Raw genomic sequence first — 21,491 nt, 5'->3', positions numbered from 1 at the left:
CGCGGAGGCGGCCGGGTCGGCTTTGGCGAAACTTGTCGTGCGGGGCGTGATGCCCCCGTTGGGAAAGCGTGCAGTCATGATGCAAATCCATTGTGTCAACCGGAAGAAACGGTCGGCGGATTCGCTCGTTTGCTGCTTTGCCTGTCGTGAAAAAGCTGAAGAACGAAACCCGCCGTCAGGCCTGGTACGGCGCCGTGGTCCACGGGCGCAGGCCGGCGAAGGAGGTAAGCATCTTGATGTCCATTGCCGCCTCCAGCGGTTTTCGTTGATGGGACGCACCTTATAGCGACAGCGGTCGGATTTGACCAGAGCGCCTGTGTGCGCGGCAACCATTGAGGGTTGTAGAAAAACATGCGCATTCTGTCCCGTCCCGCAGCGCTGCGGGACGGGGGTTAACGAATGTTCGTGGGCGGAAAGCTCCCTCATTGGAACAGCTTCCGCAGCATCGTCCACAGTGCGGGGCGCTCCGGCGTGGCATATTTCATGTCCACGTCTGGAAGCTGACCGCGATGTGGCCGCCGTTGATGGGGCTCCTGATCGGGCATTGTTGTCGCGCCGATCGTCAGCGCCCATGCCTCAAGCCTGCGATCCTGCAGGGTCGGGCGGGTTGGTTCTATTTGCGGAACGACAAAGTCGTTGTTGCGGCCGAAGGGCCGCCGGGGGAAACGGTTGTGCATCGCGAACGTCCTGGAAGAGCGGGGAGTAATCCCGACGGACTGCGATGCGTAGCTGTCTGAAAGATCAGTGGAAGCGTGCCGAACCGAGTCCGCCGTCAGGCCTTCGGGCCAAAGGCGTGGAGCCAAGTCATGCAATGTCGAAGCGTATCCATGCTTTTCTCCTTCGGTTCGCGTTGACAATGATGGGCTTATACTCACAGTTGCAGCAACTTGCCAACCACTTTCGTGCAATTCCGTTTTCCCGCTGGGGAGTGTGACCGGAAAGCCACAGCCAGCCATGTCGAGAGACACAGCCAGATGCGTATCGCGCTCTACCAGCCAGACATTCCCGGAAATACCGGGGCCATACTCCGTCTTGCCGCCTGCCTCGGCTTCACCGTCGACCTGATCGAGCCGGCGGGCTTCGACCTGTCCGACCGGAACCTGAAGCGGGCCGGCATGGACTATCTCGAGCGCGCCGCGCTTGTGCGCCACGCTTCGTGGGAGGCCTTCGCGCGCTGGAGCCGGGGAGAAGGGCGCCGTCTCCTTCTCTTCACCACCAGAGCTGAGACGCGCTACACCGATTTTTCCTATGCCGATGGCGACATCCTTCTTTTCGGACGGGAATCGGTCGGTGCGCCGGCCTGCGTCCATGACGCCGCCGACGCCCGCCTGCTCATCCCGATGCAGGAAGGCGCGCGCAGTCTCAACCTTGCCATGAGTGCGGCCATGGCCGCCGGTGAGGTGCTGCGGCAGTTGCGCTAGCGCATCGAACGGGAACGTGGAATCCGGTTTTCGGCGGCTCCGATGCTCCGCCAAGGGTGTGGATCGTTCATTATGCGCCCGGGTGGACGCACGGTGACCCGGCGTGCGGGTGTCAGTGTCGTGGGGCGGCATCTCGTCTCTTTCCTCTGTCAGGGAAAGGGATGCCTAAAAGTTCAAGTGAACTTTAAGTCAAGCTATGTCGTGTGGCGTCGAGAAGGGTCCTGAAGGGCGATGTGTCCGAGGGGAGGCTTCTCAGTCGGCGCTCGGTAATCGGCGCATGGTGAACTCAATCACGTCGCCGGGGCGTTCGCACCAGCTTTCGATCTCCGTCCAGTAGGCTTGCTTGGGCCAGCGCTCCAGCCATTCGCGGGCCTTTTCGCGGGCCTGTGCGCGGGGCAGGGCAAAACTCTCCCGCAGAAACCCATCGCGCGGCAGGCGGCTTGCCCTTGCGCGATGCTTGTCGAGGCTGCGTTTCAGCCCCTCCAGCGGTGGTTTTGCGGGCACACGCACGAAAGAACTCCTTGACCCGATGGATAAGAAGCTTAGGCAACGCGGTTGAAAATTGCGAGTCATTTGTAGGACTGTCCGCCTGCCGCACCGTCGCGTAGGATCGGGCCAGAGGAAAGACGATGGAACGACCAGAACTCCCCGCCGGCCTGCCGGACAACATCGAAGACAAGAAAGCGGCTGCGCGCAGCTGGTTCGAGGAGCTGCGCGACAGGCTTTGCGCAGCCTTCGAGGATCTTGAAGACGCGCTGACAGGCCCGCTTTCAACGCGCACGCCCGGCCGCTTCGAGCGCACCCCCTGGAAGCGCGATGGCGGCGAGGGCGGCGGCGGCGTCATGTCTGTCATGCACGGCCGGGTCTTTGAAAAAGTCGGCATTCACGTTTCCACCGTCCATGGCGAATTTTCGCCGGACTTTCGCAAGCAGATACCGGGCGCGGATCGCGATCCGAGTTTCTGGGCATCGGGCATTTCGCTGATCGCCCACCCGCAGAACCCGCATGTGCCGGCCGTCCACATGAACACTCGCATGGTCGTCACCACCAGTCAGTGGTTCGGAGGCGGCGCCGATCTGACTCCGGTCCTCGACCGTCGCCGCACGCAGGAAGACGCGGATACGGAGGCCTTTCACAGGGCCATGCGTTTCGTCTGCGATCGTCACGCGGCCATTGTCGACTACGAAAAGTACAAGGCCTGGTGCGACGAGTATTTCTACCTGCCGCACCGCCAGGAGCCGCGCGGCATCGGCGGCATATTCTACGACTGGCTGCGCTCGCCGGAGGAAAAGGGCGGCTGGCAGGCCGATTTCGATTTCACGCGTGATGTGGGCCGCGCCTTCGCGGTCGTCTATCCGCATCTGGTGCGCAAGAACTTCAACACAAACTGGACCGAGGCCGACCGCGAGGAGCAACTGGTGCGGCGCGGCCGCTATGTGGAGTTCAACCTGCTCTACGACCGGGGCACGATCTTCGGCCTCAAGACCGGCGGCAATGTCAATTCCATCCTCTCCAGCCTGCCGCCCGAGGTGAAATGGCCTTAAGGCCGGTACGGCGATCAATTTCGCTGATGGATAAGGGGCGTTCTTTTTGATTTGAAAGTCCCGGACGGGGTGGGGTCTTTAGCGAGGTATCCCCTTCTACCCGTCCGAGGACCATCCGCATGAAATTGCCCCATATTCTGCTGGCGCTTCTCGTGACTGCCGTCTGGGGGTTCAATTTCGTGGTGATCAAGGTCGGCATCGACAACTTTCCGCCGATTCTTTTCTCTGCCTTGCGGTTCACGGCGGCGGCCTTGCCGCTTGCCTTTTTCGTGCCCAGGCCGGCGATCGCCTGGCGCTATGTGATTGCCATTGCCGTCGTGCTGGGCATCGTCAAGTTCACGCTCCTGTTCTGGAGCATGCATGTGGGTCTTTCCGCCGGCCTTTCTTCGCTCGTGCTTCAGTCGCAGGCGTTTTTCACCATCATGCTTGCTGCGTTCGTGCTTGCCGAGCGACCGACGCGCATGCAGCTTCTTGGTATTTTCGTCGCCTTTTGCGGGATCGCGCTGATCGCGCTGACCGTGGATGGAAGCATAACCATCACGGGGCTGGCGCTGGCGATCGCTGCCGCCTTCATGTGGGCGATTTCCAACCTTCTGATGAAACAGGCCGGCAAGGTCGACATGTTTCGCCTGATGGTCCATGTGAGCCTCATCCCGCCGATCCCGCTGTTTGCCCTTTCTCTCATGATAGAAGGCTGGGAGGCGGATATGGCCGCGCTGTCCAGCGTCTCCTGGGCAGGCGTGGGTGCGGTTCTCTACATCGCTTATGGCGCGACGATCTTCGGCTTCGCTGTCTGGGGAATGCTGATCGGAACCTACGGTGCCGGAAGGATCGCGCCATTCTCCCTGCTCGTACCGATTTTCGGCATGAGCTCGTCCGCACTGTTCCTTGGCGAAACCTTCGGCCCGCTGCGCATGGCGGCCGCAGCGCTCGTTCTTGCCGGGCTCATGCTGACGCTGGTCAGGAAGCGCGCACCACTTGCCGAGGTGGGTGCGGCCTGAGGGGATATTATGGACGCATGGTCGCCAGTTTCAGCCCGAAGCCGATGAACACCGTGCCCGTCAGCGCTTTCAGCCAGCGCTGCATGAGGGCGCTGCTGCCGAGCGTTTTGAAGCTTGAGAACAGGAGCACGAGCGACGAAAACCAAAAAATGTTCAGGAGCGAGTGGATCACCACCAGGGCGAAGGCCCACAACGTGGCATCGGCATTGGCCGGGATGAACTGCGGAAACGCCGCAAGATAAAACATCGAAACCTTGGGGTTGAGCGCATTGGTGAGAAACCCTTCGAGCGCGGCACGCTCCAGCGTGCGCCGGCGCTTCGCCGGCGAGACGGCAAGCGGTGCCGAAAAGCCGCGCCAGGCCTGCCAAAGCGCCTTCAGGCCGATATAGCAGAGATAGGCTGCGCCCAGCATTTTCACGACGAAGAAGAGCTGCGCCGATTGTACCAGAATGATCGAAATGCCGAGGATAGACAGCGCGCCATGGACGTAGAAGGCTGCGAAGAAGCCGGCGATGTTGGCGAAGCCCGCCGCCTTGCCCGAGGTTGGCACGGTCTTGGCGATCAGCACGCCGTTTGGACCCGGCGACATGACAAGCAGTGCGGCAACCAGTGTGAAGGTTCCAAGCTCGATCAGCGTCATCGTTGGTGTCCCGCCGTTGAAGATGGCTTCGATGCGCGCCACAATACAGGGCTAGGCTTCTGATTGTCGAGCGATAGAAAACGGGTTCTGCCATGCTGAGACTTCCCGGTTCCGTGACCGGCCTCGTGCCCCATCCTCTCAGCGGCGACACGGTGCTGCAGCATGAGATCGTGGCCGAGCAGGCTTCGTCGCTCGGTCATGCCGGTCGCCGCGTCGAGAAGGCGCTCTTGCGTCTGGCGGCGGCGGATCCGGCCGACAGTCAGGAGGTCGAACGCCGTCTCCATGCCGCTGCTGATGCGGTCCACGGCTATTTTATCCAGCGTGAGCTATGCGGCCTGCGCAGGCATGATGATGTCATTGCCGATCTTTCCATTCCCGGCAGGGTTCTGGCCCGGCTCGGTGCACGCTGAGCGCTGGCCTGCTGGATGTTTCGGTCTGGCCCGCTTGCTGCCGTCAGGGGTTCGTGGCACTGGCCTGCCAGCAATGGCAGACAGGAAAGACAGCGCCATGGAAAACGCTTACGGCACGCTGGCCTCGTGGGTTTATCATCTCGACAAACCGATAGGCCGCTCTTTCGGGGATATTGAGTTCTATCGTGACCGCCTGGCGGGCTGCACCGGTCCGGTGCTCGAGCCTGCCGCCGGCAATGGACGTGTTCTCATCCCGCTTCTTGAGGCCGGGTTCGATATACGCGGTTTCGATGCCTCCGAAGAGATGGTGGCCTACTGTCGCAGCGAGTGCGAAGCGCGTGGCCTGCCGTCACCTGTCGACATCGCACGCTTTGAGAATTTCGATTGCGAAACGCGCTTCGATGCCATCATCATTCCCGCGGGTTCCTTCCAGCTGATCACGGAACCGCGCCAGGCGCTTGCGGTGCTTGAGCGTTTCCGCGGTGCGCTTGAGCCTGGCGGCCGGCTGATCCTCGATCTCGATGCACTGGCATGCCTTGCCGACACCGCGCTCGCGGCACGGCACTGGCAGGCGGGGGACGACCTTCTCACATTGGTCGAAAGCCGGGTGGAGACCTGTTTCCAGCGTCAGACCACGCTTTCGCAACTGCGTTACGAGCATTGGCGCGAAGGCCGTCTCGTGGCCAGCGAGATCCAGCTTTTTCACCTGCGGCTCTGGGGGCTCCTGGAGTTTGAGCTGGCATTGCGCTCCGCCGGCTTTACGGAGGTTGGTGTCTATGCCGACTATCGGGCCGACAGCGCTTTGGAGCCGGGCGCTTCCATCTTCACCTTCGAGGCACTCGCGCCGCTTTGATTGATGAAGATCGTGCAGAAATCATCGCTGAAGCAGCATCGTTGAAAAATAGGACTTTTTAAGTCATCTTTATTCACGGTGTTTTCCCCGCGACAATCTGCCCTGTAAGGCCGCCCCCGTCTGGACAAGTTCCTGCGTGGCGCATAGAAACCATCGAAAAATGCCGGGGGTAGAACCGGGCAGTTCCTGTCATGCGCAGGAGTTTGCTTGGGTTCAAAGTGCAATGAGGCGTCCCGACCGGCCGACTCAAGGTGAAAGGATCGCAGTCCCGTGAGCGCTACCGATTCGACCGAACATACAAGGCGTGACTTTCTTTACGTCGCAACAGGCGTTGCCGGTGCCGTCGGTGCGGCTGGTGTTGCATGGCCGTTCATCGACCAGATGCGGCCCGATGCATCCACCCGCGCGCTGGCGTCAATCCAGGTCGATGTGTCCGGCGTCGAGCCCGGCATGTCCCTGACCGTCAAGTGGCGCGGCCGGCCTGTGTTCATCCGCAACCGGACGGATAAGGAAATCGAGGAAGCGCGGGCTGTCGCACTGGAGGATCTGAAGGATCCCGTGGCGCGCAATGCCAACATCGCCGCCGACGCACCTGCCACCGACATCGACCGTTCTGCGGGCGAGGGCAAGGAAAACTGGCTGGTGATGATCGGCGTCTGCACGCATCTGGGCTGTGTGCCGCTTGGCCAGGCCGGCGATTTCGGCGGCTGGTTCTGCCCGTGCCACGGTTCGCACTACGACACTGCCGGCCGTATCCGCAAAGGCCCGGCTCCGGAAAACCTTGCGGTTCCGACATTCGAATTCGTGTCCGACACCGTCATTCAGGTCGGCTAAGGCTCGGCGAGAGGGGATTTTCTATGAGCGCTGGACATTCGACCTATACGCCCAAGAGCGGCATTGGCCGCTGGATGGATGCGCGTTTGCCGCTTCCGCGTCTGGTCTATGATTCTTTCGTGGCCTATCCGGTGCCACGCAACCTCAACTACGCCTACACGTTCGGCGGCATCCTGTCGCTGATGCTGGTGGCGCAGATCGTGACCGGCATCGTGCTGGCCATGCATTACGCAGCCAACACCGAGGTGGCCTTCAACTCGGTCGAGAAGATCATGCGCGACGTCAACTCCGGCTGGCTGTTGCGTTACCTGCACTCCAATGGCGCGTCGATGTTCTTCATCGCCGTCTATGTGCACATCTTCCGTGGTCTCTATTACGGTTCCTACAAGGCGCCGCGCGAGATGCTCTGGATTCTCGGCTGCATCATCTATCTCCTGATGATGGCGACGGCCTTCATGGGCTACGTGCTTCCCTGGGGCCAGATGAGCTTCTGGGGTGCGACGGTCATCACCGGCTTCTTCACCGCCATTCCTCTGGTGGGTGACTGGATCCAGCAGCTTCTGCTTGGCGGTTTCGCGGTCGATAACCCGACACTCAACCGCTTCTTCTCGCTGCACTATCTTCTGCCCTTCATGATCGCCGGCGTTGTCGTGCTCCATGTCTGGGCGCTGCACGTGACCGGTCAGACCAACCCGACCGGCATCGAGGTGAAGCAGAAGACCGATACCGTGGCCTTCACGCCCTATGCGACCGTCAAGGACGCGTTCGCCATGGTCGTGTTCCTGGCCCTGTTCGCCTACTTTGTCTTCTACATCCCGAATTTCCTGGGTCACCCCGACAACTATATCGAGGCTGACGCGCTGAAGACGCCGGCGCACATCGTGCCCGAATGGTACTTCCTGCCGTTCTACGCGATCCTGCGTGCCATCACCTTCAACATCGGCCCGATCGATTCGAAGCTCGGTGGTGTTCTGGCCATGTTCGGCGCCATTGCGGTCCTGTTCGTCGTGCCCTGGCTCGATACCTCGAAGGTTCGTTCTGCGGTCTACCGTCCGTGGTTCAAGCTGTTCTTCTGGCTCTTCGTCGTGAACGCGATCTTCCTGGGCTGGCTCGGCTCTCGCCCGGCGGAAGGCACCTATGTGGCGATGGCTCAGGGGGCGACGCTTTACTACTTCGCCTTCTTTATCGTGATCATGCCGGTTCTCGGCCTGGTGGAAAAGCCGCGCCGCCTGCCCAATTCCATCACGGAAGCAGTGCTGGAGAAGAAGTCTTCAGCCGGCGCACCGGCCACTGAACAGGCAAAGGGCTGAGCGAGAGAATGCGCAAAGGGATTTTCGCAATGAAGAGCATCCTCAACGGATTGGCCGCGCTCGGTCTTGGTCTGGCGGCTGTTTCCGCCTCCAGTGCGGCTGAGTACCCGATCAAGAAGCCGGTCGAGCAGGACTGGTCGTTTGCCGGCCCTTTCGGCACCTATGACAAGGGCCAGCTGCAGCGCGGCTTCAAGGTCTATCGCGAGGTCTGCGCCGCCTGTCATTCGATGAACCTCGTCGCGTTCCGCAATCTTGAGGATCTGGGCTATTCCGAAGCCCAGGTTCGTGCGATCGCTGCCGAATACGAAGTCGAGGACGGCCCGGACGATTCCGGTGACATGTTCATGCGTGCTGCAAAGCCGTCTGACCGTTTCCCGGCACCGTTCGCCAATCCGCAGCAGGCGGCCGCATCGAACAATGGCGCGGTTCCTCCGGACTTTTCGCTGATCGCCAAGGCACGCGCCGTGGAGCGCGGGTTTCCGACCTTCGTCTTCGACATCTTTACCCAGTATGCCGAAGCCGGTCCGGACTACATTCACGCGCTTCTGACGGGTTACGAGGAAGATTCCCACGGGCATGACGTTCCGGAAGGGACCTACTACAACCCGTACTTCATCTCATCGGCTTCGTTGGCAATGGCGCCGCCGCTTTCGGAGGGCATGGTCACCTATGATGACGGTGCGCCCGAGACCGTGGACCAGTACGCCCGCGACGTTTCGGCGTTCCTCATGTGGGCGGCCGAGCCGCACATGGAAGCCCGCAAGTCGACCGGCTTTGTCGTCATGGTGTTCCTGCTGCTCTTCGGTGGTCTGATGTATCTGACCAAGCGCAAGATCTGGGCGGACGTCCATTAAGGCGCCCGCAAGGCAAGAAAAAACAGGAGGGCGCTTACAGCGCCCTTTTCTTTTGCTTCACAACGCGGCAAGAACTACCTGAACCGGGGCAGGGCAAATGGCAGCTTCTCAGACACTTCAAGACACGCTTCTTTCCGCGATCCGCACCATTCCGGACTATCCCAAGCCCGGTATCCTGTTTCGCGATATCACCACGCTTCTCGGCAATGCGCGCGCGTTTCGCCGGGCGGTGGATGAGCTTGTTCACCCCTATGCGGGCGCCAAGGTCGACAAGGTCGCCGGCATCGAGGCACGCGGCTTCATTCTCGGCGGAGCGATCGCGCACCAGCTCTCGTCGGGCTTCGTGCCGATCCGGAAGAAAGGCAAGCTCCCGCACGACACGGTGCGTGTGGCCTACAGCCTCGAATACGGCATCGACGAGATGGAGATGCACAGGGACGCGGTGACGCCGGGCGGCGAGAAGGTCATCCTTGTCGATGACTTGATTGCCACGGGCGGAACCGCTGAAGGTGCGGTCAAGCTTCTGAACCAGATGGGCGCCGAGATCGTTGCTGCCTGCTTCGTTATCGACCTGCCCGATCTCGGCGGCCGCGCCCGGCTCGAAGCGCTTGGCGTCGATGTTCACACGCTGATCGCTTTTGAGGGTGATTGATAGTTATGTAAGTATAAATTGTTAGATATAATTTACAGTACTTATCTATACAATTAGATTTTTTAAATTGTTTTGCCACTTATTGGCCGCATTCCGATAAAATCAGTCGCTTCCGAGGGGGTATACGGATGATGACATGGGTATTCGGAAAAGAACTAGAGCTCTGGTGCTCGGCGGCCTTTCAATATTAATTTTCCTCATCAATATTCAATCAGCTTCGGCGAGTTCCATTCGTGGTGATTGGTTGACCGGTGATCTCGAAACTGATTTCAACTGGGGAGTGCCTTCCGTTCGTGCGCAGAAGGCGCACGAGGCGGGTTTTACTGGAAAAGACGTAAAAGTTGGTGTTCTCGATTGGGGCTTTGATGCGTCACACCCCGATTTGAACGGACGCCTTGGCGGTTACCTTAACCCCTATAAAGATGAGGAAGAAGCAGCTCGCTATGTGGGATTTCACGGAACTGCGGTCTCAAGCATTATCGGTGCCAACAAAGATGGCAGGGGGATGCTGGGAGTTGCATATGACGCAAAATTATACGTTTCGTCATTTGAGTGGCGGGTAGGCGACCCTCTGGTTCGACCCCACGCGAGTTCCTATCGCTATTTTGAGGCGCAGGGCGTTGAGATTGTGAACAATTCTTGGGAACTGGGTGATAAATCCGAGAGGGGTGCCGCCGCCTTTTATCAGGACGTTCTTCCCTACGCGCGCTCAGGTGGGGTGTTGGTGTTTTCAACCGGCAACAACTACGAAACCGAGAGTGAACTTCCTGCATTGCCGGCGGGCTTGCCTCGTTTGTACCCAGACCTGGAGGAAACATGGCTTGCGGTAACAGGCCTTGGCCCACAAGATGAGCGGGGAAATTACGCACAGATTTGCGGTCCGGCTGCCCGATGGTGTCTTGCTGCGCCTGGCGGAGCGAAGGCGATCATGGATAACAGGGGGGACCGGGTGTTCATTGATGGAATGAATGCAGCCGAGCCAGGAGGTGGCTACCTGAATGCTTCGGGCACTTCCTTTGCCGCTCCGATGGTGACAGGCGCGCTCGCGATTACACGCGAGATTTATCCCGATGCTGATATGCTTGATCTGCGCAAGCTGGTTCTGCAGACGACCCTCGATATCGGTGATGCCGGCATCGACAGGATCTTCGGCTGGGGAAAGCTCGATCTCGGCAATGTGGTCGAAACCATCTCACCGTATGGCCGCTCCATCTTCGCCGGAGCGGCCTATAATCGCCAGATTGCCATGGAACAGGTTTCGCGCTTGCCGTTTGGCCCGCTTGCACGGTCTCAGAGGCTTGAAGCTCTTTGGGCGGCGACTGACCTTACCCGGTCCGAGCTTGCGGCTTCTGGACCTATCCCTGGCACGCGGGCAGGCAGCAGGGCCTTCGCCGCAGGCATGGACCTTGTCCAGCGCGACGGTTTCACAGCCGGTGCCGGTATTGCCTACAGCTTCACCTCCACCAGTGAGGACAGCACCGCCAACACGGCGTCCGGCAACGGGTTTTATGGTTTTGGCTATGCCGACTGGTCGAACGGTGCATGGTATGCGAAGGGCACAGCCGGTCTCGGATCGCTGCGCCAAAGGCACACCCGCCGTACCATTCCCGGCCTTGCAGGAACGGCGATGGCGCTCGACAATCCTGAAGCCACGTCCGCAACACGCGGAACAGGCATCTTCTCCAATGTCGAGGCCGGGCGGGCATATCACGCAGCCATTGCCGACTTCACCCTGTTTGGACGCTTGTTTGGAAGCAGCCAGAAGATGAGAGGGTTCTCCGAAGATGGTCTGGAAATATTCGGCTACACGGTCGAGGGTGAGCGTCTCACCTCGGCCATGGCCGGTCCGGGACTTCGTGTGTCGCGGTCCTTCCCAAAGGGCGGCTGGACGATCTCACCGGAAGTGGAGCTTTCCTATGCGCGCGCATTTGGCGATACTGCCTCGACGCTCAATTCGTCGCTGCTGGACCGTCCGATGGAAGCCAGTACGGTCGTGCCTGGCCGCAATGTTTTCGGTGTCGGCGCCAAGCTCTCCTTCACCCAGCCGCAGAAGGGCTTTACGGCTTCTGTCAGCTACAATGGATCGTTCCGCAAGAACGTCAGCCATAACAGCCTTCAGTTCGGCCTCTCATTTGCTTTCTGAGACCGTGGAAGCCGCATTTGATTCACTGCCGGCGCAATTGCGCCGGTCGTTTTCCAGTCAACCGGCCTTCATCAGCACGCCATTGTCGAAGCTCATCACCGGCTCGCCGTCGGCCCTGTGCGCTGCGGCAGCGAGTGTCACCAGGTGCCAGCCGGGACGCGAGGCGAGGGGGCGGTGTCCCGTCACGGCCCGCGTGAAGGTGATCGTGTCGCCCTCGTAGACGGGTTTTAGCCATTTCAGGTTGGAAAAGCCTGGCGAGGGACCGAATTCCGGCTTCTCGTCCGGGCCCTCCCACGGGCCGAACGCGTCGCGTTCGATGCCTATCAGGTTGTATCGCATCCACATGGCGCATGTATGCCAGCCCGAGGCGCACAGGCGGCCGAAAACGCTGTCACGCGCCGCTTCCGCATCCGTGTGGAAGGGCTGCGGATCGAATGCCCGCCCGAAGGCGATGATCTCTTCAGCGGTGAAGGTATGGGTGCCCAGCACTATCGTTTCGCCGAGGCGCAGGAAGCGGTCGAGATTCATGCGGCGTCTTCCGCCTCGCGCATTCTGAACATGATCGGGTTCTCCATTTCCATCACCGTTTCGCCGCGCTGGTTGGTCACAAGGTGACGAAAGGTCACCAGGCCGATGCCGGGGCGCGATTTCAGGGCCCGGCGCTCCAGCACGGTCGTCTGGCCGGTCAGTGTGTCGCCGGCAATGACCGGACGCCTCCAGCGGGCCTCGGTGATGCCTGGAGAGCCCTGCGACGTGGAATCCACCAGAAGCGCGTCGTAGAGCATGCGCATGAAGATGGCGCAGCTATGCCAGCCGGAGGCGGATAACCCGCCCAGAATGCTTGCCTTGCCGGCTTCTTCATCGAGATGCATGGGCTGCGCGTCGAACTGGCGTGCGAAATCCTTGATCTCTTCGGCACCAACGGTTTTTTCGCCGAAGGGAATGGTCACTCCGGGCTCAAGGTCTTCAAACGCCCACTTTTTGTCAGTCATGGTTCAATCCTGTTCAGGCTTGAACCTTATGGCTGCAAGCAGTGCATTCTTCAAGCACCGGATGGAGAAGATTGCTGGACCTGGACGTTACAGCGCCGCGCGTCTTATAAGACGCGCAAAGGACGCTGTAACACTTTCAAATGAATTCATTTGAAAGCGACATGCATTAGATCGCCGTGCGTCCATTCGGACGCACAAAGGACGATCTAAACGATTGATGGAGCATCGGAATAATCCGAAAACCGGATTCCACTTTTCGGTCCGATGCTCTAGAGCCAGCCGCGCCGCTTGAAATACCAGAAGGGCAGGAGCGCGGAGAGCACCATGAGACCAATGGCGAAGGGATAGCCGAGCGGCCATTGCAGTTCCGGCATGATGCTGAAATTCATGCCATAGACCGAGGCGACAAGCGTCGGCGGAAGGAAGATCACTGCGACCACGGAGAATATCTTGATGATGGCGCTCTGCTCGATGCTGATCATGCCGAGCGTCGCATCGAGCAGGAAGCCGATTTTCTGGGAAAGCCCCGTCGCATGGTCGGCGAGCGAGGCTATGTCGCGCGAAAGCGTTTTGATCCGCGCCCGTCCATCCCTGCTGCTGCGGGTCGAAACCGCACTCAGGAAGCCGGAAAGACGCTGCATGGTCAGAAGACTGTCCTGCAGATTGGAGATCAGGTCTTCCTTGCGGCCGATCCGGCGCAGGATGATCTGAAAATCGCGGTCGCGTTTGGAAGCCTTTTTCTCGGAGGGATGGAATATGCCCCTCGAGAGCTCCAGAATCTCGCGCCCGGCTCTTTCGAGAATGTCGGCCAGCCGGTCGGTGATGACTTCCAGAAGGTTGATGAGCACCGCCTCGCCACTGCCGCAGCCAAGGGCGGCCTTCGCGGCGCGCTGCGGAAAGATCTGGAAGGCGCTGGGTTCGTGAAAGCGAAGCGTGACGAGCGTGCCACCCGGGCTGAGAATGAAGGTTACCGGCCCCATCTGCGGCTGGTCGCCATCGGCCCGCGCGGTCAGGGTTGCCGTCATGTAGTGCGCCCCGTCCTCGCTGTAGAGGCGGCTCGAGATTTCGATCTCTTCCATGTCGGCACGTGTCGGCACTGCTATGCCGAGCCATGCTTCGATGGCCCTTTCCTCGTCCTCCGTGGGCGAGAGCATGTCGACCCAGACGGCTGCGTCTCGCCCGGCTGACGACAGCTCGACGGGTTTTAGGCGCCCGTTCTCGGCAATGTAAACCTTGATCATGATGTCGTTCCCTGAAACCGGGAACGAAGATTTCCGGCTATCGCCACGCCGTCAAGACCATGTTTTTCCTGCCGGCTGTCCCGGCGATCAGGTGTTGAACTTGAACAGCATCACGTCGCCGTCCGTCACCACATATTCCTTGCCCTCGTCGCGGGCCTTTCCGGCGTCGCGTGCGGCCACTTCGCCGCCGAGCGTCACGAAATCATTGTAGCCGATGGTCTGTGCGCGAATGAAGCCGCGTTCGAAATCGGTGTGGATCACGCCGGCCGCCTGCGGCGCCTTGGCGCCCTTCTGCACGGTCCAGGCGCGTGTTTCCTTGGGGCCGGAGGTGAAGAAGGTGATCAGGTCGAGCAATTCGTAGCCGGCGCGGATCAGCCGGTCGAGGCCCGGCTCTTCCAGTCCCATCGCCTCCAGATACTCGGCGGCCTCCTCGTCGGAAAGCTGTGCCACCTCGGCCTCGATGGCGGCGGAAATCACCACCGTCATCGCGCCCTGGGCCTTTGCCATTTCTTCCACACGCCTGCTCTCGGCATTGCCTTCGGCAGCGTCGCCCTCAGCCACATTGCACACATAGAGCACGGGCTTGGAGGTCAGCAGGTTCAGGCCGCGCAGGATCTTCAGGTCTTCGGCTGCGATGCCGTCGAGAAGCACGCGCACCGGCTTGCCGTCCTGCAGCAGCGCCAGTGCCTGCTCCATCATGGGCAGAAGCGTCTGGGCTTCCTTGTCTTTGCCGGTTGTGCGCTTCTGCATCTGCAGGGTGCGCCGTTCCAGGCTTTCGAGGTCGGCGAGCATCAGCTCCGTCTCGACGGTCTCGGCATCCGCCACCGGGTCGATGCGGCCTTCCACATGGGTGATGTCGTCATCCTCGAAGCAGCGCAGCACATGCACGATGGCATCCACTTCGCGGATATTGGCCAGGAACTGGTTGCCCAGCCCTTCGCCCTTGGAGGCGCCGCGCACGAGGCCGGCAATGTCCACGAAGGAAATGCGGGTCGGGATGACCTCCTTGGAACCGGTCACGCCGGCAATCTTCTTCAGGCGCGGGTCGGGCACGGCCACTTCGCCCGTGTTGGGCTCGATCGTGCAGAACGGGTAGTTGGCGGCCTGCGCGGCGGCCGTCTTGGTGAGCGCGTTGAAGAGCGTCGACTTGCCCACATTGGGCAGACCGACGATGCCGCATTTGAAACCCATTTCCTATTCCTTCTGGCCGAGGAGTTTTTTGAGCATGGCCGCCATCGGGCCGCTTTCGGGGAGGGGGGCTGCAGGCCCCTTCTGCCGCGCCTGGCGGATGTGGCTCTGTTTTTTGGCGGGCTTGCTGTCCCGTTTTTCGGCCGGCTCTGCGCCGGCACCCTTCACCGCAAGGCTGACACGGTTCATGAAGCCCGATTCGTTGCCTTCGGCAAGCATTGCGATATTGTCTGCAACGGCGTCCAGCATCGGTTCAAGCCATGCCTGATCCGCCTTGGCGAAGTCGCCCAGCACATGCGCGTTCACACGCGCCTTGTCGCCGGGGTGCCCAATGCCGATGCGCACGCGGCGGTAGTCCTTTCCGCAATGGGCGTCGATCGACTTGATGCCGTTGTGGCCGCCCGAGCTGCCGCCCGTCTTGATGCGCAGTTTGCCGGGCGCGAGGTCGAGTTCGTCATAAAACACGATCAGATCGTCGAGATCGATCTTATAGAAGCGCATGGCTTCGCCGATCGCCTGGCCCGAAAGGTTCATGAAGGTCTGCGGCTTGATGAGCAGAACCTTCTCGCCGCCAAGGCGGCCTTCGGCCACCAGCGCGTTGAACTTTTTTGACCATGACGAAAAACTATGGCGGCGCGCAATCGCGTCCGCCGCCATAAAACCGACATTGTGCCGGTGCCGTTCGTATTGCTGGCCGGGATTGCCGAGCCCTGCAATAAGCAGCATGAGGTTTTGCAGGAAAGGGGAGGATTACTCCTCGCCCTCGCCCTCCTTTTCTTCGACCTCTGCTTCCTCTTCCGCACCTTCTTCAGCCTCGGACTCTTCCGACTTCAGGCCGGCCGGGGCTGCGATGGTTGCGATGGTGAAGTCACGGTCTGTGATGGTCGGCTCAACGCCCTCGGGCAGCTTGACGGCGGAGATATGAGCGGAATCACCGATATCCATGCCGTCCAGATCAACCTCGATGTATTCGGGGATGGCCGTGGCAGGGCAGGTGAACTCGACCTCGTGGCGCACAATGTTGAGAACACCGCCGCGCTTGATGCCCGGAGCGGTCTCTTCGTTGATGAAGTGAACCGGCACGTTCACGGTAACGACCGTGCCCTTGCCAATGCGCAGGAAGTCCACATGCATGACGAAATCGCGGACGGGATCAAGCTGATAGTCCTTCGGAAGGACCTGAATCTTCTTGCCGTCGACATCGATGGTGGCAATCGTGGTGAGGAAGCCGCCGCCGAAAATCTTCATGGACACTTCCTTGTAGGGAAGCGTGATGGAAAGCGGGGCATCCTTCTCGCCGTAGATCACGGCAGGAACTTTACCGTTGCGCCGAATAGCCCGGGCGGACCCCTTACCGACCCGTTCGCGCGCCTCGGCCTTCAGCTCGTAGCTCTGATGGCTCATGGCCTATCCTTTCATGTTTTGGAGCGCTCTCGGGAAAACCCGAGAACGTGAAAGCCTTCCGAATGAGAAACAGGCGGCGCATGAAGCACTGCCTGAATACCGAAATCGATCGGACGGACTTCCGTCCGCGTTGCCTCCAAGGGTGTCTACGCGGACGGCGGGTCTATAGCCGATGCAGGGGGCGTGCGCAAGGGCGCAAGGCCTTTCAGACCATGGTCGCCGGCTGTATCGGCTGCGGTTGTCTGCCCCTGCTTTCGCCGGAGCCGCTACGCGTGTCATAGGCAGCTCGTGCGGCCTCCATCCTGTTGGCGTTTTTCAGGGCGAACTGCTTCAGTTTCGAGAGCGGTTCTGCAAGCTCGTGGCCAAAACCCGTCAGCCGGTATTCGACGCTCGGGGGCACGGTGGGATGTTCGATGCGCTCGAGAAAGCCATCGCGCTCGAGTGCCCGCAGCGAGCTCGTCAGAACCTTTTGCGAAATGCCGTCCACGCGACGCTTCAATTCGTTGAAGCGCAACGGCTCCTCATTGAGCCGCTCTATGATCAGCGAGGTCCACTTGTCGCCGATCAGCGACAGGATTTCGCTGATGGGGCGGCAGTTCTCCGAGATGTGGCCGTGACGTGGTTTCATAAAGGTGCCTTCTTGCAACCTGCTTCCTGCTGCCAGATATAGGCCCGGTTACCAAAGGATACCACCGGGAATTTGACCCCGGGCGGACAGAGGAATGAAAAATGAAGAAAATCTTGGTTCTCGTTGGCTCCAACCGGAAGGAGTCGATCAATCGCAAATTCGCCGAGGCGCTGGAAAAGCTCGCCGATGGACGCCTGGAGTTCGAATATTTCGATCTCGCCGCTTTGCCGATGTACAACGACGATGACGTTGCGGAATACCCGGCATCCGCTCAGCAGCTCAAGGACAGCGTTGCAGCGGCTGACGGCATTCTCTTTGTTACACCGGAGCACAACCGCTCCATTCCTGCCATTCTCAAGAACGCGATTGACTGGGCGTCAAGGCCCTGGGGACAGAACAGCTGGACCGGAAAAGCGACCGCGATCGTCGGTTCCAGCCCGGGCGCGATGGGGGCGATTGCGGCGCAGATTCATCTGCGCTCGATCATGGTCAGCCTCGGTGCCACGCTGTTGACGAGCCCGGAGGTCTATCTGCAGATGAAGCCGGGCCTGGTCGATGAAAACAATGACATCGCCAATGAAGACACAAGGGCTTTCCTGTCCGGTTTTGTTGACAGGCTCTCTGCCTGGGTCGGTGTCGCGCAGGAGCGCGCCGCTGCCTGAGTGCACGGCTCCGCCAACAAAAAAAGCCGGCACGCGTGGCCGGCTTTTTCATGCTTGCTGGAAGGCGATCAGTCGAAAAGGCTCGAAACAGATTCTTCCGTTGCCGTGCGCGAGATTGCTTCGCCGATAAGGTCGGCAATGGTGATGGTGCGGATGTTTTCCGCTGCTTCCACTGCCGAGCTCGGCTGGATGGAATCGGTGATGACCAGTTCCTTCAGCCGCGATCCGCTGATGCGTGCTGCCGCGCCGCCCGAAAGAACGCCATGCGTGATATAGGCGGTCACACTGGTTGCGCCGTTGTTCAGCAGGGCGTCGGCCGCATTGCAAAGCGTGCCGCCGGAATCGACGATGTCGTCGATCAGCAGGCAGTCTTTGCCGCGAACGTCGCCGATCACGTTCATCACCTCGGATTCGCCCGGCCGGTCGCGGCGCTTGTCGACAATGGCGAGCGGCGCATCAATGCGTTTGGCCAGCGAGCGGGCACGCACCACGCCGCCGACATCCGGCGAAACCACCATCACATTGGAGAGCGTATAGTTGGCCTTCACGTCGCGTGCCATCACGGGCACGGCGAAAAGGTTATCGGTCGGGATGTCGAAGAAGCCCTGGATCTGCCCTGCATGAAGGTCCAGCGTAAGAACACGGTCGGCGCCTGCCTGGGTGATCAGGTTGGCCACCAGCTTGGCCGAGATCGGCGTGCGGCCCGATGTGCGCCGGTCCTGCCGGGCATAGCCGAAATAGGGCAGCACCGCAGTGATGCGCCGGGCCGAAGAGCGCCGGAAGGCATCGATCATGATGAGAAGTTCCATCAGGTGATCGTTGGCCGGATAGGCGGTCGACTGAAGGACGAAAACGTCCTCGCCGCGCACATTTTCCTGGATTTCGACGAAAATCTCCTGATCGGCGAACCGTCGCACGGTGGCTTTGCCAAGAGAAATGTTGAGATAGCGGGAAACGGCCTCTGCCAAAACCCGGTTGGAATTGCCCGCAAAGAGCTTCATGGAATGTCCTCGGAGAACGCCTTGACGCTTGACCGCGCTTTTAACGGGGTGAGGCCGTATTGCAAGCGCCTGAGGAAAGAATCACGATGAAATCCCGAAAAAATCAGCCCTGCCGCTGCGCCAGCCATGCGGACAGTTGACTGATGGTCGAGTCTGCCACGGCTTCCATCGTGGCATTGGTGACGGACGACCAGCCGTCGCCCTGACCGCCGGGCGCAGCCTGCTGGCCCTGGATGCGGTGCAGCCGGTTGCCCGACGGGTCGAGCACATCCCATACATAAATCACGGTCGTCTTGCCGCCATCGGCGATGGCCGAGAAATAGCCTTTCATCACCATGGAGGCGCTGCCGCCCTGGGGCACAATGGCGATGCCGCTTTGTCTGGCACGGGCCTCCAGACGCCGGGACAGGGCCGGCACGGCCTCTGCGGTCGCGCCGATCACCGGGGCGAACTGGATGCGCTCGCTGGTGGTCACGGCCTGCAGGGTGGCTGCCGCAGTCTCGTTCGCCGCGTCCGTCTGTAAGGCGAGGGCGGTTTCCGCAGGCTGTTGGCTCTCGACTGGACCACCCGGTACGGTGCCCGACGGTGTCGGCCCAGAGCTCAAGTCGAGCGTGGAACCCGCGTTGCAGCCGGCAAGGCCGGCAAAGCTCAACATGGCGATGCCCGTTATGGCGCGCTTCGTAAAAATACCGCAGCCCCCCTCAATGGCTTCGATCCTGCGCGGCATATTGCCTTCACCTCGTTATAAGGTCCAGCCCGTAGCGCGAAAGCGGCTCGGGGTCGTCTTCGGTGGTCAGATAGGTGCGGCCGAGACACATGGCGCTGCCCGTGTCTGAATCCATGATGATCATATGCGCGAACAGCGTCATGCCCGGCGCGATGGGCTCTTCATTGCCGGCATAAAACATCTGTGGATCCATCCAGGACGGCGAGAACCGCGCGCCCAGCGAATAGCCGCAGGCGTTCAGCCGGTGCTTGGTCAGGCCATGCGTCTCCATCACCCGCGCATGCGCGTCGAACACGTCGCCGAACGTGTTGCCCGGTGTCATCGTCTTCTGCACCGCGGTCAACGCATCGCGTGCCGCGTCGAAAAGCTCCTGATGGCGCTTGGAGACCTTGCCCGTCAGCACGGTCTGCATCATCGCAGCGTGGTAGTGGTGATAGACGCCGGCCCATTCGAGCGTGATCTGGTCGTTCTTGTTGAGTTTGCGCCGGCCCGCCTTGTAACGGCACAGAAGCGCATCCTCGCCCGAACCGATGATGAATTCATTGGCCGGATAGTCACCGCCGCCGGCAAACACCGCCCCTTGCATGGCGGCCAGGATCGCAGCCTCGTCGCCGCCCTGTTTGATCAGCGGCAGAGCTGCATCCAGTGCCTCGTCGCCGAGCTTCGCGGCGCGCTTCACCTTCTTGATCTCGGCCTCGCTCTTGAAGAGACGCAGGCGGCTGACGAGGTCTGACGCGTCCTCGATCTTGCCAAATGTCTGCAACTGTTCGTCGAGCAGGCGGGTGCTGCGGCCCGTCAGGCCATGCGTGTCGTATTCGACACCGATCCGCGCGCCGAGAAGATCGAGATCGTTAAGCAGATTGCGCAGGTCGACGGCCGGGTTGGCGTCGTGTCGGTCTGTCCAAAGGACGATGTTCTCTATCGTGGAGGTGTGCCGCGCCTGACGCAGATCGGCCGAGCGTGTCAAAAGCACCATCGAGCCATCGGCCTTCACGACAAGGCACTGGAAGAAGCAGAAGCCGAACGTGTCGTAACCCGTTAGCCAGTACATGCTCTCCTGCGCGAAAAGCAGCATGGCGTCGAGCTTGCGCTCGGCCATTTCGATGACGAGGCGATCGCGCCGGGAATCGAATTCTGCCTGGTCAAAATGAAGCGCCATCAAATGTCCTCCAGGATGATCGCTGAAATCTGGCGTCCGTAATCCCTTTCACCACGATGCGTGGCGCGGCGATAGGAATAGAAATGCTCTTCTTCTTTATAGGTGCAACGCCCGATCTGCACGGCATGGACGCCGGCCGCCGTCAGCCGCGCCACCGTATAGCCGTTGAGATCGAACAGAGCATGCCCGGCCTTGGGCGATGGGCGGAACCAGTCCCGGTTGGCGGGGTTGTGGTTGACGAAACGCTCCACGAACTCCGGCCCGACCTCATAGTTCTCCTGGCTTATGGAGGGACCCAGCACGGCGGCGATGTTTTCCCGCTCGGCGCCCAGCAGTTCCATCGCCGCAATGGTGTTTTCCAGAATGCCGGTCAGCGCCCCTTTCCAGCCGGCATGGGCAGCCGCGATCACCCGCGCCTTGCCATCGGCGAGCAGAATGGGCCCGCAATCGGCAGCAAGCGCGCCAATCGCCAGTCCCGGCCGGTTGGTCACCAGCGCGTCGGCCTCGGGTCGCTCTCCTGCAAAAGGTTCATCGACAATAACGGCGTGGGGCGAATGCACCTGATGAACGGTCAGAAGATGTTCTGCGTCGACGCCCAGCCATTCGGCCACGCGCCTTCTGTTCTCCGTCACCGTCTCGCGGTCGTCGCCCGAGCCATAACCCACATTGAGCCCTTCATAGAGCCCTGTCGAAACGCCGCCCGCCCGGGTGAAGAAGCCATGCTTCACACCATTTTCCCGCTCACGGTCCAGTAGCGGGGACCGCAGGGGTTCCGGCCTCGTCGTGTCCAGCATGCGCCGCCTTTTCAGATGTTCTCAAGCGGCGGG

General features: G+C 60.7%; 25 protein-coding genes. 11 read left to right on the top strand and 14 right to left on the bottom strand.

What is annotated here, in order from left to right; all coding sequences use genetic code 11:
* Positions 1-422: 422 nt before the first annotated feature.
* The gene (locus AC07E3_RS10475) at positions 423-677 is read right to left on the bottom strand and encodes a hypothetical protein (RefSeq protein WP_065815465.1); all 255 of its coding nucleotides are present in this window, start codon (positions 675-677) and stop codon (positions 423-425) included.
* A gap of 297 nt (positions 678-974) precedes the next feature.
* Here AC07E3_RS10475 and AC07E3_RS10470 point away from each other — a divergent pair, with 297 nt between their 5' ends.
* Complete coding sequence (locus tag AC07E3_RS10470) at positions 975-1,421, top strand: tRNA (cytidine(34)-2'-O)-methyltransferase (protein WP_478361723.1); 447 nt, start codon at positions 975-977, stop codon at positions 1,419-1,421.
* Positions 1,422-1,673: 252 nt separating this feature from the next.
* Here the strand turns inward: AC07E3_RS10470 and AC07E3_RS10465 are convergent, their stop codons facing one another.
* Positions 1,674-1,931 carry a hypothetical protein gene (locus tag AC07E3_RS10465; protein ID WP_007008755.1) on the bottom strand — a complete coding sequence of 86 codons (258 nt, stop codon included), beginning with the start codon at positions 1,929-1,931 and terminating at the stop codon, positions 1,674-1,676.
* A gap of 119 nt (positions 1,932-2,050) precedes the next feature.
* Here AC07E3_RS10465 and hemF point away from each other — a divergent pair, with 119 nt between their 5' ends.
* A complete protein-coding gene (gene hemF, locus AC07E3_RS10460) occupies positions 2,051-2,965 on the top strand; it encodes an oxygen-dependent coproporphyrinogen oxidase (protein WP_478361721.1) in 915 nt (304 codons plus the stop codon).
* A 119-nt stretch (positions 2,966-3,084) separates the two neighbouring features.
* Positions 3,085-3,966: an EamA family transporter gene (locus AC07E3_RS10455; RefSeq protein WP_223006005.1), complete on the top strand. Its 882-nt coding sequence runs from the start codon at positions 3,085-3,087 to the stop codon at positions 3,964-3,966.
* A gap of 7 nt (positions 3,967-3,973) precedes the next feature.
* On the opposite strand, the gene AC07E3_RS10450 is transcribed toward AC07E3_RS10455, so the two are convergent.
* Entirely contained in the window at positions 3,974-4,606 is a 633-nt protein-coding gene (locus AC07E3_RS10450) for a LysE family translocator (protein WP_478361718.1), read from the bottom strand.
* A 92-nt stretch (positions 4,607-4,698) separates the two neighbouring features.
* On the opposite strand from AC07E3_RS10450, the gene AC07E3_RS10445 reads away from it, so the two are divergent.
* The 7 genes from AC07E3_RS10445 (at position 4,699) to AC07E3_RS10415 (ending at position 11,662) form a co-directional block, all read left to right on the top strand.
* On the top strand, positions 4,699-5,016 hold the full coding sequence (locus AC07E3_RS10445) for a DUF6665 family protein (RefSeq protein WP_322338654.1): 318 nt from the start codon (positions 4,699-4,701) through the stop codon (positions 5,014-5,016).
* A gap of 97 nt (positions 5,017-5,113) precedes the next feature.
* Entirely contained in the window at positions 5,114-5,869 is a 756-nt protein-coding gene (locus tag AC07E3_RS10440; protein ID WP_478361716.1) for a class I SAM-dependent methyltransferase, read from the top strand.
* A gap of 270 nt (positions 5,870-6,139) precedes the next feature.
* Positions 6,140-6,703 carry a ubiquinol-cytochrome c reductase iron-sulfur subunit gene (gene petA, locus AC07E3_RS10435; RefSeq protein WP_065815459.1) on the top strand — a complete coding sequence of 188 codons (564 nt, stop codon included), beginning with the start codon at positions 6,140-6,142 and terminating at the stop codon, positions 6,701-6,703.
* Between the two features lie 23 nt (positions 6,704-6,726).
* Positions 6,727-8,013 (top strand): cytochrome b, encoded by a 1,287-nt coding sequence (locus tag AC07E3_RS10430; RefSeq protein ID WP_065815458.1) that lies wholly within the window; start codon positions 6,727-6,729, stop codon positions 8,011-8,013.
* 29 nt (positions 8,014-8,042) lie between these two features.
* Positions 8,043-8,867 carry a cytochrome c1 gene (locus AC07E3_RS10425; RefSeq protein WP_336069714.1) on the top strand — a complete coding sequence of 275 codons (825 nt, stop codon included), beginning with the start codon at positions 8,043-8,045 and terminating at the stop codon, positions 8,865-8,867.
* A 97-nt stretch (positions 8,868-8,964) separates the two neighbouring features.
* Positions 8,965-9,519 carry an adenine phosphoribosyltransferase gene (locus tag AC07E3_RS10420; RefSeq protein ID WP_478361711.1) on the top strand — a complete coding sequence of 185 codons (555 nt, stop codon included), beginning with the start codon at positions 8,965-8,967 and terminating at the stop codon, positions 9,517-9,519.
* 136 nt (positions 9,520-9,655) lie between these two features.
* Entirely contained in the window at positions 9,656-11,662 is a 2,007-nt protein-coding gene (locus AC07E3_RS10415) for a S8 family peptidase (protein ID WP_478361709.1), read from the top strand.
* A 57-nt stretch (positions 11,663-11,719) separates the two neighbouring features.
* On the opposite strand, the gene AC07E3_RS10410 is transcribed toward AC07E3_RS10415, so the two are convergent.
* The 7 genes from AC07E3_RS10410 to AC07E3_RS10380 form a co-directional block, all read right to left on the bottom strand.
* Positions 11,720-12,190 carry a MaoC family dehydratase gene (locus tag AC07E3_RS10410; RefSeq protein ID WP_336069718.1) on the bottom strand — a complete coding sequence of 157 codons (471 nt, stop codon included), beginning with the start codon at positions 12,188-12,190 and terminating at the stop codon, positions 11,720-11,722.
* Positions 12,187-12,654 (bottom strand): MaoC family dehydratase, encoded by a 468-nt coding sequence (locus AC07E3_RS10405; RefSeq protein WP_478361707.1) that lies wholly within the window; start codon positions 12,652-12,654, stop codon positions 12,187-12,189. Before AC07E3_RS10405 ends, AC07E3_RS10410 begins: the two co-directional genes overlap by 4 nt.
* A gap of 269 nt (positions 12,655-12,923) precedes the next feature.
* Positions 12,924-13,895, bottom strand: a complete 972-nt coding sequence (locus tag AC07E3_RS10400; RefSeq protein ID WP_336072211.1) for a magnesium transporter CorA family protein — start codon at positions 13,893-13,895, stop codon at positions 12,924-12,926.
* A gap of 87 nt (positions 13,896-13,982) precedes the next feature.
* Positions 13,983-15,086 (bottom strand): redox-regulated ATPase YchF, encoded by a 1,104-nt coding sequence (gene ychF / locus AC07E3_RS10395; RefSeq protein ID WP_478361704.1) that lies wholly within the window; start codon positions 15,084-15,086, stop codon positions 13,983-13,985.
* A 3-nt stretch (positions 15,087-15,089) separates the two neighbouring features.
* Positions 15,090-15,809, bottom strand: a complete 720-nt coding sequence (gene pth / locus AC07E3_RS10390; RefSeq protein WP_478361702.1) for an aminoacyl-tRNA hydrolase — start codon at positions 15,807-15,809, stop codon at positions 15,090-15,092.
* A 24-nt stretch (positions 15,810-15,833) separates the two neighbouring features.
* Positions 15,834-16,487 carry a 50S ribosomal protein L25/general stress protein Ctc gene (locus tag AC07E3_RS10385; RefSeq protein WP_336072216.1) on the bottom strand — a complete coding sequence of 218 codons (654 nt, stop codon included), beginning with the start codon at positions 16,485-16,487 and terminating at the stop codon, positions 15,834-15,836.
* Between the two features lie 205 nt (positions 16,488-16,692).
* Positions 16,693-17,115, bottom strand: coding sequence for a winged helix-turn-helix transcriptional regulator (locus AC07E3_RS10380; RefSeq protein ID WP_336072218.1), 423 nt, complete (start codon positions 17,113-17,115; stop codon positions 16,693-16,695).
* A gap of 101 nt (positions 17,116-17,216) precedes the next feature.
* Here AC07E3_RS10380 and AC07E3_RS10375 point away from each other — a divergent pair, with 101 nt between their 5' ends.
* A complete protein-coding gene (locus tag AC07E3_RS10375; protein ID WP_478361699.1) occupies positions 17,217-17,777 on the top strand; it encodes an NADPH-dependent FMN reductase in 561 nt (186 codons plus the stop codon).
* 68 nt (positions 17,778-17,845) lie between these two features.
* Here AC07E3_RS10375 and AC07E3_RS10370 read toward each other — a convergent pair whose 3' ends face one another.
* The 4 genes from AC07E3_RS10370 to pgeF all read right to left on the bottom strand — a co-directional run bounded on the left by AC07E3_RS10370 (position 17,846) and on the right by pgeF (position 21,458).
* Positions 17,846-18,778, bottom strand: coding sequence for a ribose-phosphate pyrophosphokinase (locus AC07E3_RS10370; RefSeq protein WP_336072221.1), 933 nt, complete (start codon positions 18,776-18,778; stop codon positions 17,846-17,848).
* A 103-nt stretch (positions 18,779-18,881) separates the two neighbouring features.
* On the bottom strand, positions 18,882-19,505 hold the full coding sequence (locus AC07E3_RS10365) for a hypothetical protein (RefSeq protein ID WP_478361697.1): 624 nt from the start codon (positions 19,503-19,505) through the stop codon (positions 18,882-18,884).
* A gap of 7 nt (positions 19,506-19,512) precedes the next feature.
* Entirely contained in the window at positions 19,513-20,664 is a 1,152-nt protein-coding gene (locus AC07E3_RS10360) for a M24 family metallopeptidase (RefSeq protein WP_007009904.1), read from the bottom strand.
* Positions 20,664-21,458 carry a peptidoglycan editing factor PgeF gene (pgeF, locus tag AC07E3_RS10355; protein ID WP_478361694.1) on the bottom strand — a complete coding sequence of 265 codons (795 nt, stop codon included), beginning with the start codon at positions 21,456-21,458 and terminating at the stop codon, positions 20,664-20,666. Before pgeF ends, AC07E3_RS10360 begins: the two co-directional genes overlap by 1 nt.
* Positions 21,459-21,491: the final 33 nt, after the last annotated feature.

This window comes from Nitratireductor lacus (genome assembly GCF_056431025.1).
This window is presented reverse-complemented; position numbering and strand designations above follow the sequence as displayed.

Bases quoted from the DNA above. Each gene is read 5' to 3' on its own strand.
- AC07E3_RS10475 (WP_065815465.1), bottom strand. From the start codon at position 677: ATGCACAACCGTTTCCCCCGGCGGCCCTTCGGCCGCAACAACGACTTT.
- AC07E3_RS10470 (WP_478361723.1), top strand. From the start codon at position 975: ATGCGTATCGCGCTCTACCAGCCAGACATTCCCGGAAATACCGGGGCC.
- hemF (WP_478361721.1), top strand. From the start codon at position 2,051: ATGGAACGACCAGAACTCCCCGCCGGCCTGCCGGACAACATCGAAGAC.
- AC07E3_RS10455 (WP_223006005.1), top strand. From the start codon at position 3,085: ATGAAATTGCCCCATATTCTGCTGGCGCTTCTCGTGACTGCCGTCTGG.
- AC07E3_RS10450 (WP_478361718.1), bottom strand. From the start codon at position 4,606: ATGACGCTGATCGAGCTTGGAACCTTCACACTGGTTGCCGCACTGCTT.
- AC07E3_RS10445 (WP_322338654.1), top strand. From the start codon at position 4,699: ATGCTGAGACTTCCCGGTTCCGTGACCGGCCTCGTGCCCCATCCTCTC.
- AC07E3_RS10440 (WP_478361716.1), top strand. From the start codon at position 5,114: ATGGAAAACGCTTACGGCACGCTGGCCTCGTGGGTTTATCATCTCGAC.
- AC07E3_RS10430 (WP_065815458.1), top strand. From the start codon at position 6,727: ATGAGCGCTGGACATTCGACCTATACGCCCAAGAGCGGCATTGGCCGC.
- AC07E3_RS10425 (WP_336069714.1), top strand. From the start codon at position 8,043: ATGAAGAGCATCCTCAACGGATTGGCCGCGCTCGGTCTTGGTCTGGCG.
- AC07E3_RS10420 (WP_478361711.1), top strand. From the start codon at position 8,965: ATGGCAGCTTCTCAGACACTTCAAGACACGCTTCTTTCCGCGATCCGC.
- AC07E3_RS10415 (WP_478361709.1), top strand. From the start codon at position 9,656: ATGGGTATTCGGAAAAGAACTAGAGCTCTGGTGCTCGGCGGCCTTTCA.
- AC07E3_RS10410 (WP_336069718.1), bottom strand. From the start codon at position 12,190: ATGAATCTCGACCGCTTCCTGCGCCTCGGCGAAACGATAGTGCTGGGC.
- AC07E3_RS10405 (WP_478361707.1), bottom strand. From the start codon at position 12,654: ATGACTGACAAAAAGTGGGCGTTTGAAGACCTTGAGCCCGGAGTGACC.
- AC07E3_RS10400 (WP_336072211.1), bottom strand. From the start codon at position 13,895: ATGATCAAGGTTTACATTGCCGAGAACGGGCGCCTAAAACCCGTCGAG.
- ychF (WP_478361704.1), bottom strand. From the start codon at position 15,086: ATGGGTTTCAAATGCGGCATCGTCGGTCTGCCCAATGTGGGCAAGTCG.
- pth (WP_478361702.1), bottom strand. From the start codon at position 15,809: ATGCTGCTTATTGCAGGGCTCGGCAATCCCGGCCAGCAATACGAACGG.
- AC07E3_RS10385 (WP_336072216.1), bottom strand. From the start codon at position 16,487: ATGAGCCATCAGAGCTACGAGCTGAAGGCCGAGGCGCGCGAACGGGTC.
- AC07E3_RS10380 (WP_336072218.1), bottom strand. From the start codon at position 17,115: ATGAAACCACGTCACGGCCACATCTCGGAGAACTGCCGCCCCATCAGC.
- AC07E3_RS10375 (WP_478361699.1), top strand. From the start codon at position 17,217: ATGAAGAAAATCTTGGTTCTCGTTGGCTCCAACCGGAAGGAGTCGATC.
- AC07E3_RS10370 (WP_336072221.1), bottom strand. From the start codon at position 18,778: ATGAAGCTCTTTGCGGGCAATTCCAACCGGGTTTTGGCAGAGGCCGTT.
- AC07E3_RS10365 (WP_478361697.1), bottom strand. From the start codon at position 19,505: ATGCCGCGCAGGATCGAAGCCATTGAGGGGGGCTGCGGTATTTTTACG.
- AC07E3_RS10360 (WP_007009904.1), bottom strand. From the start codon at position 20,664: ATGGCGCTTCATTTTGACCAGGCAGAATTCGATTCCCGGCGCGATCGC.
- pgeF (WP_478361694.1), bottom strand. From the start codon at position 21,458: ATGCTGGACACGACGAGGCCGGAACCCCTGCGGTCCCCGCTACTGGAC.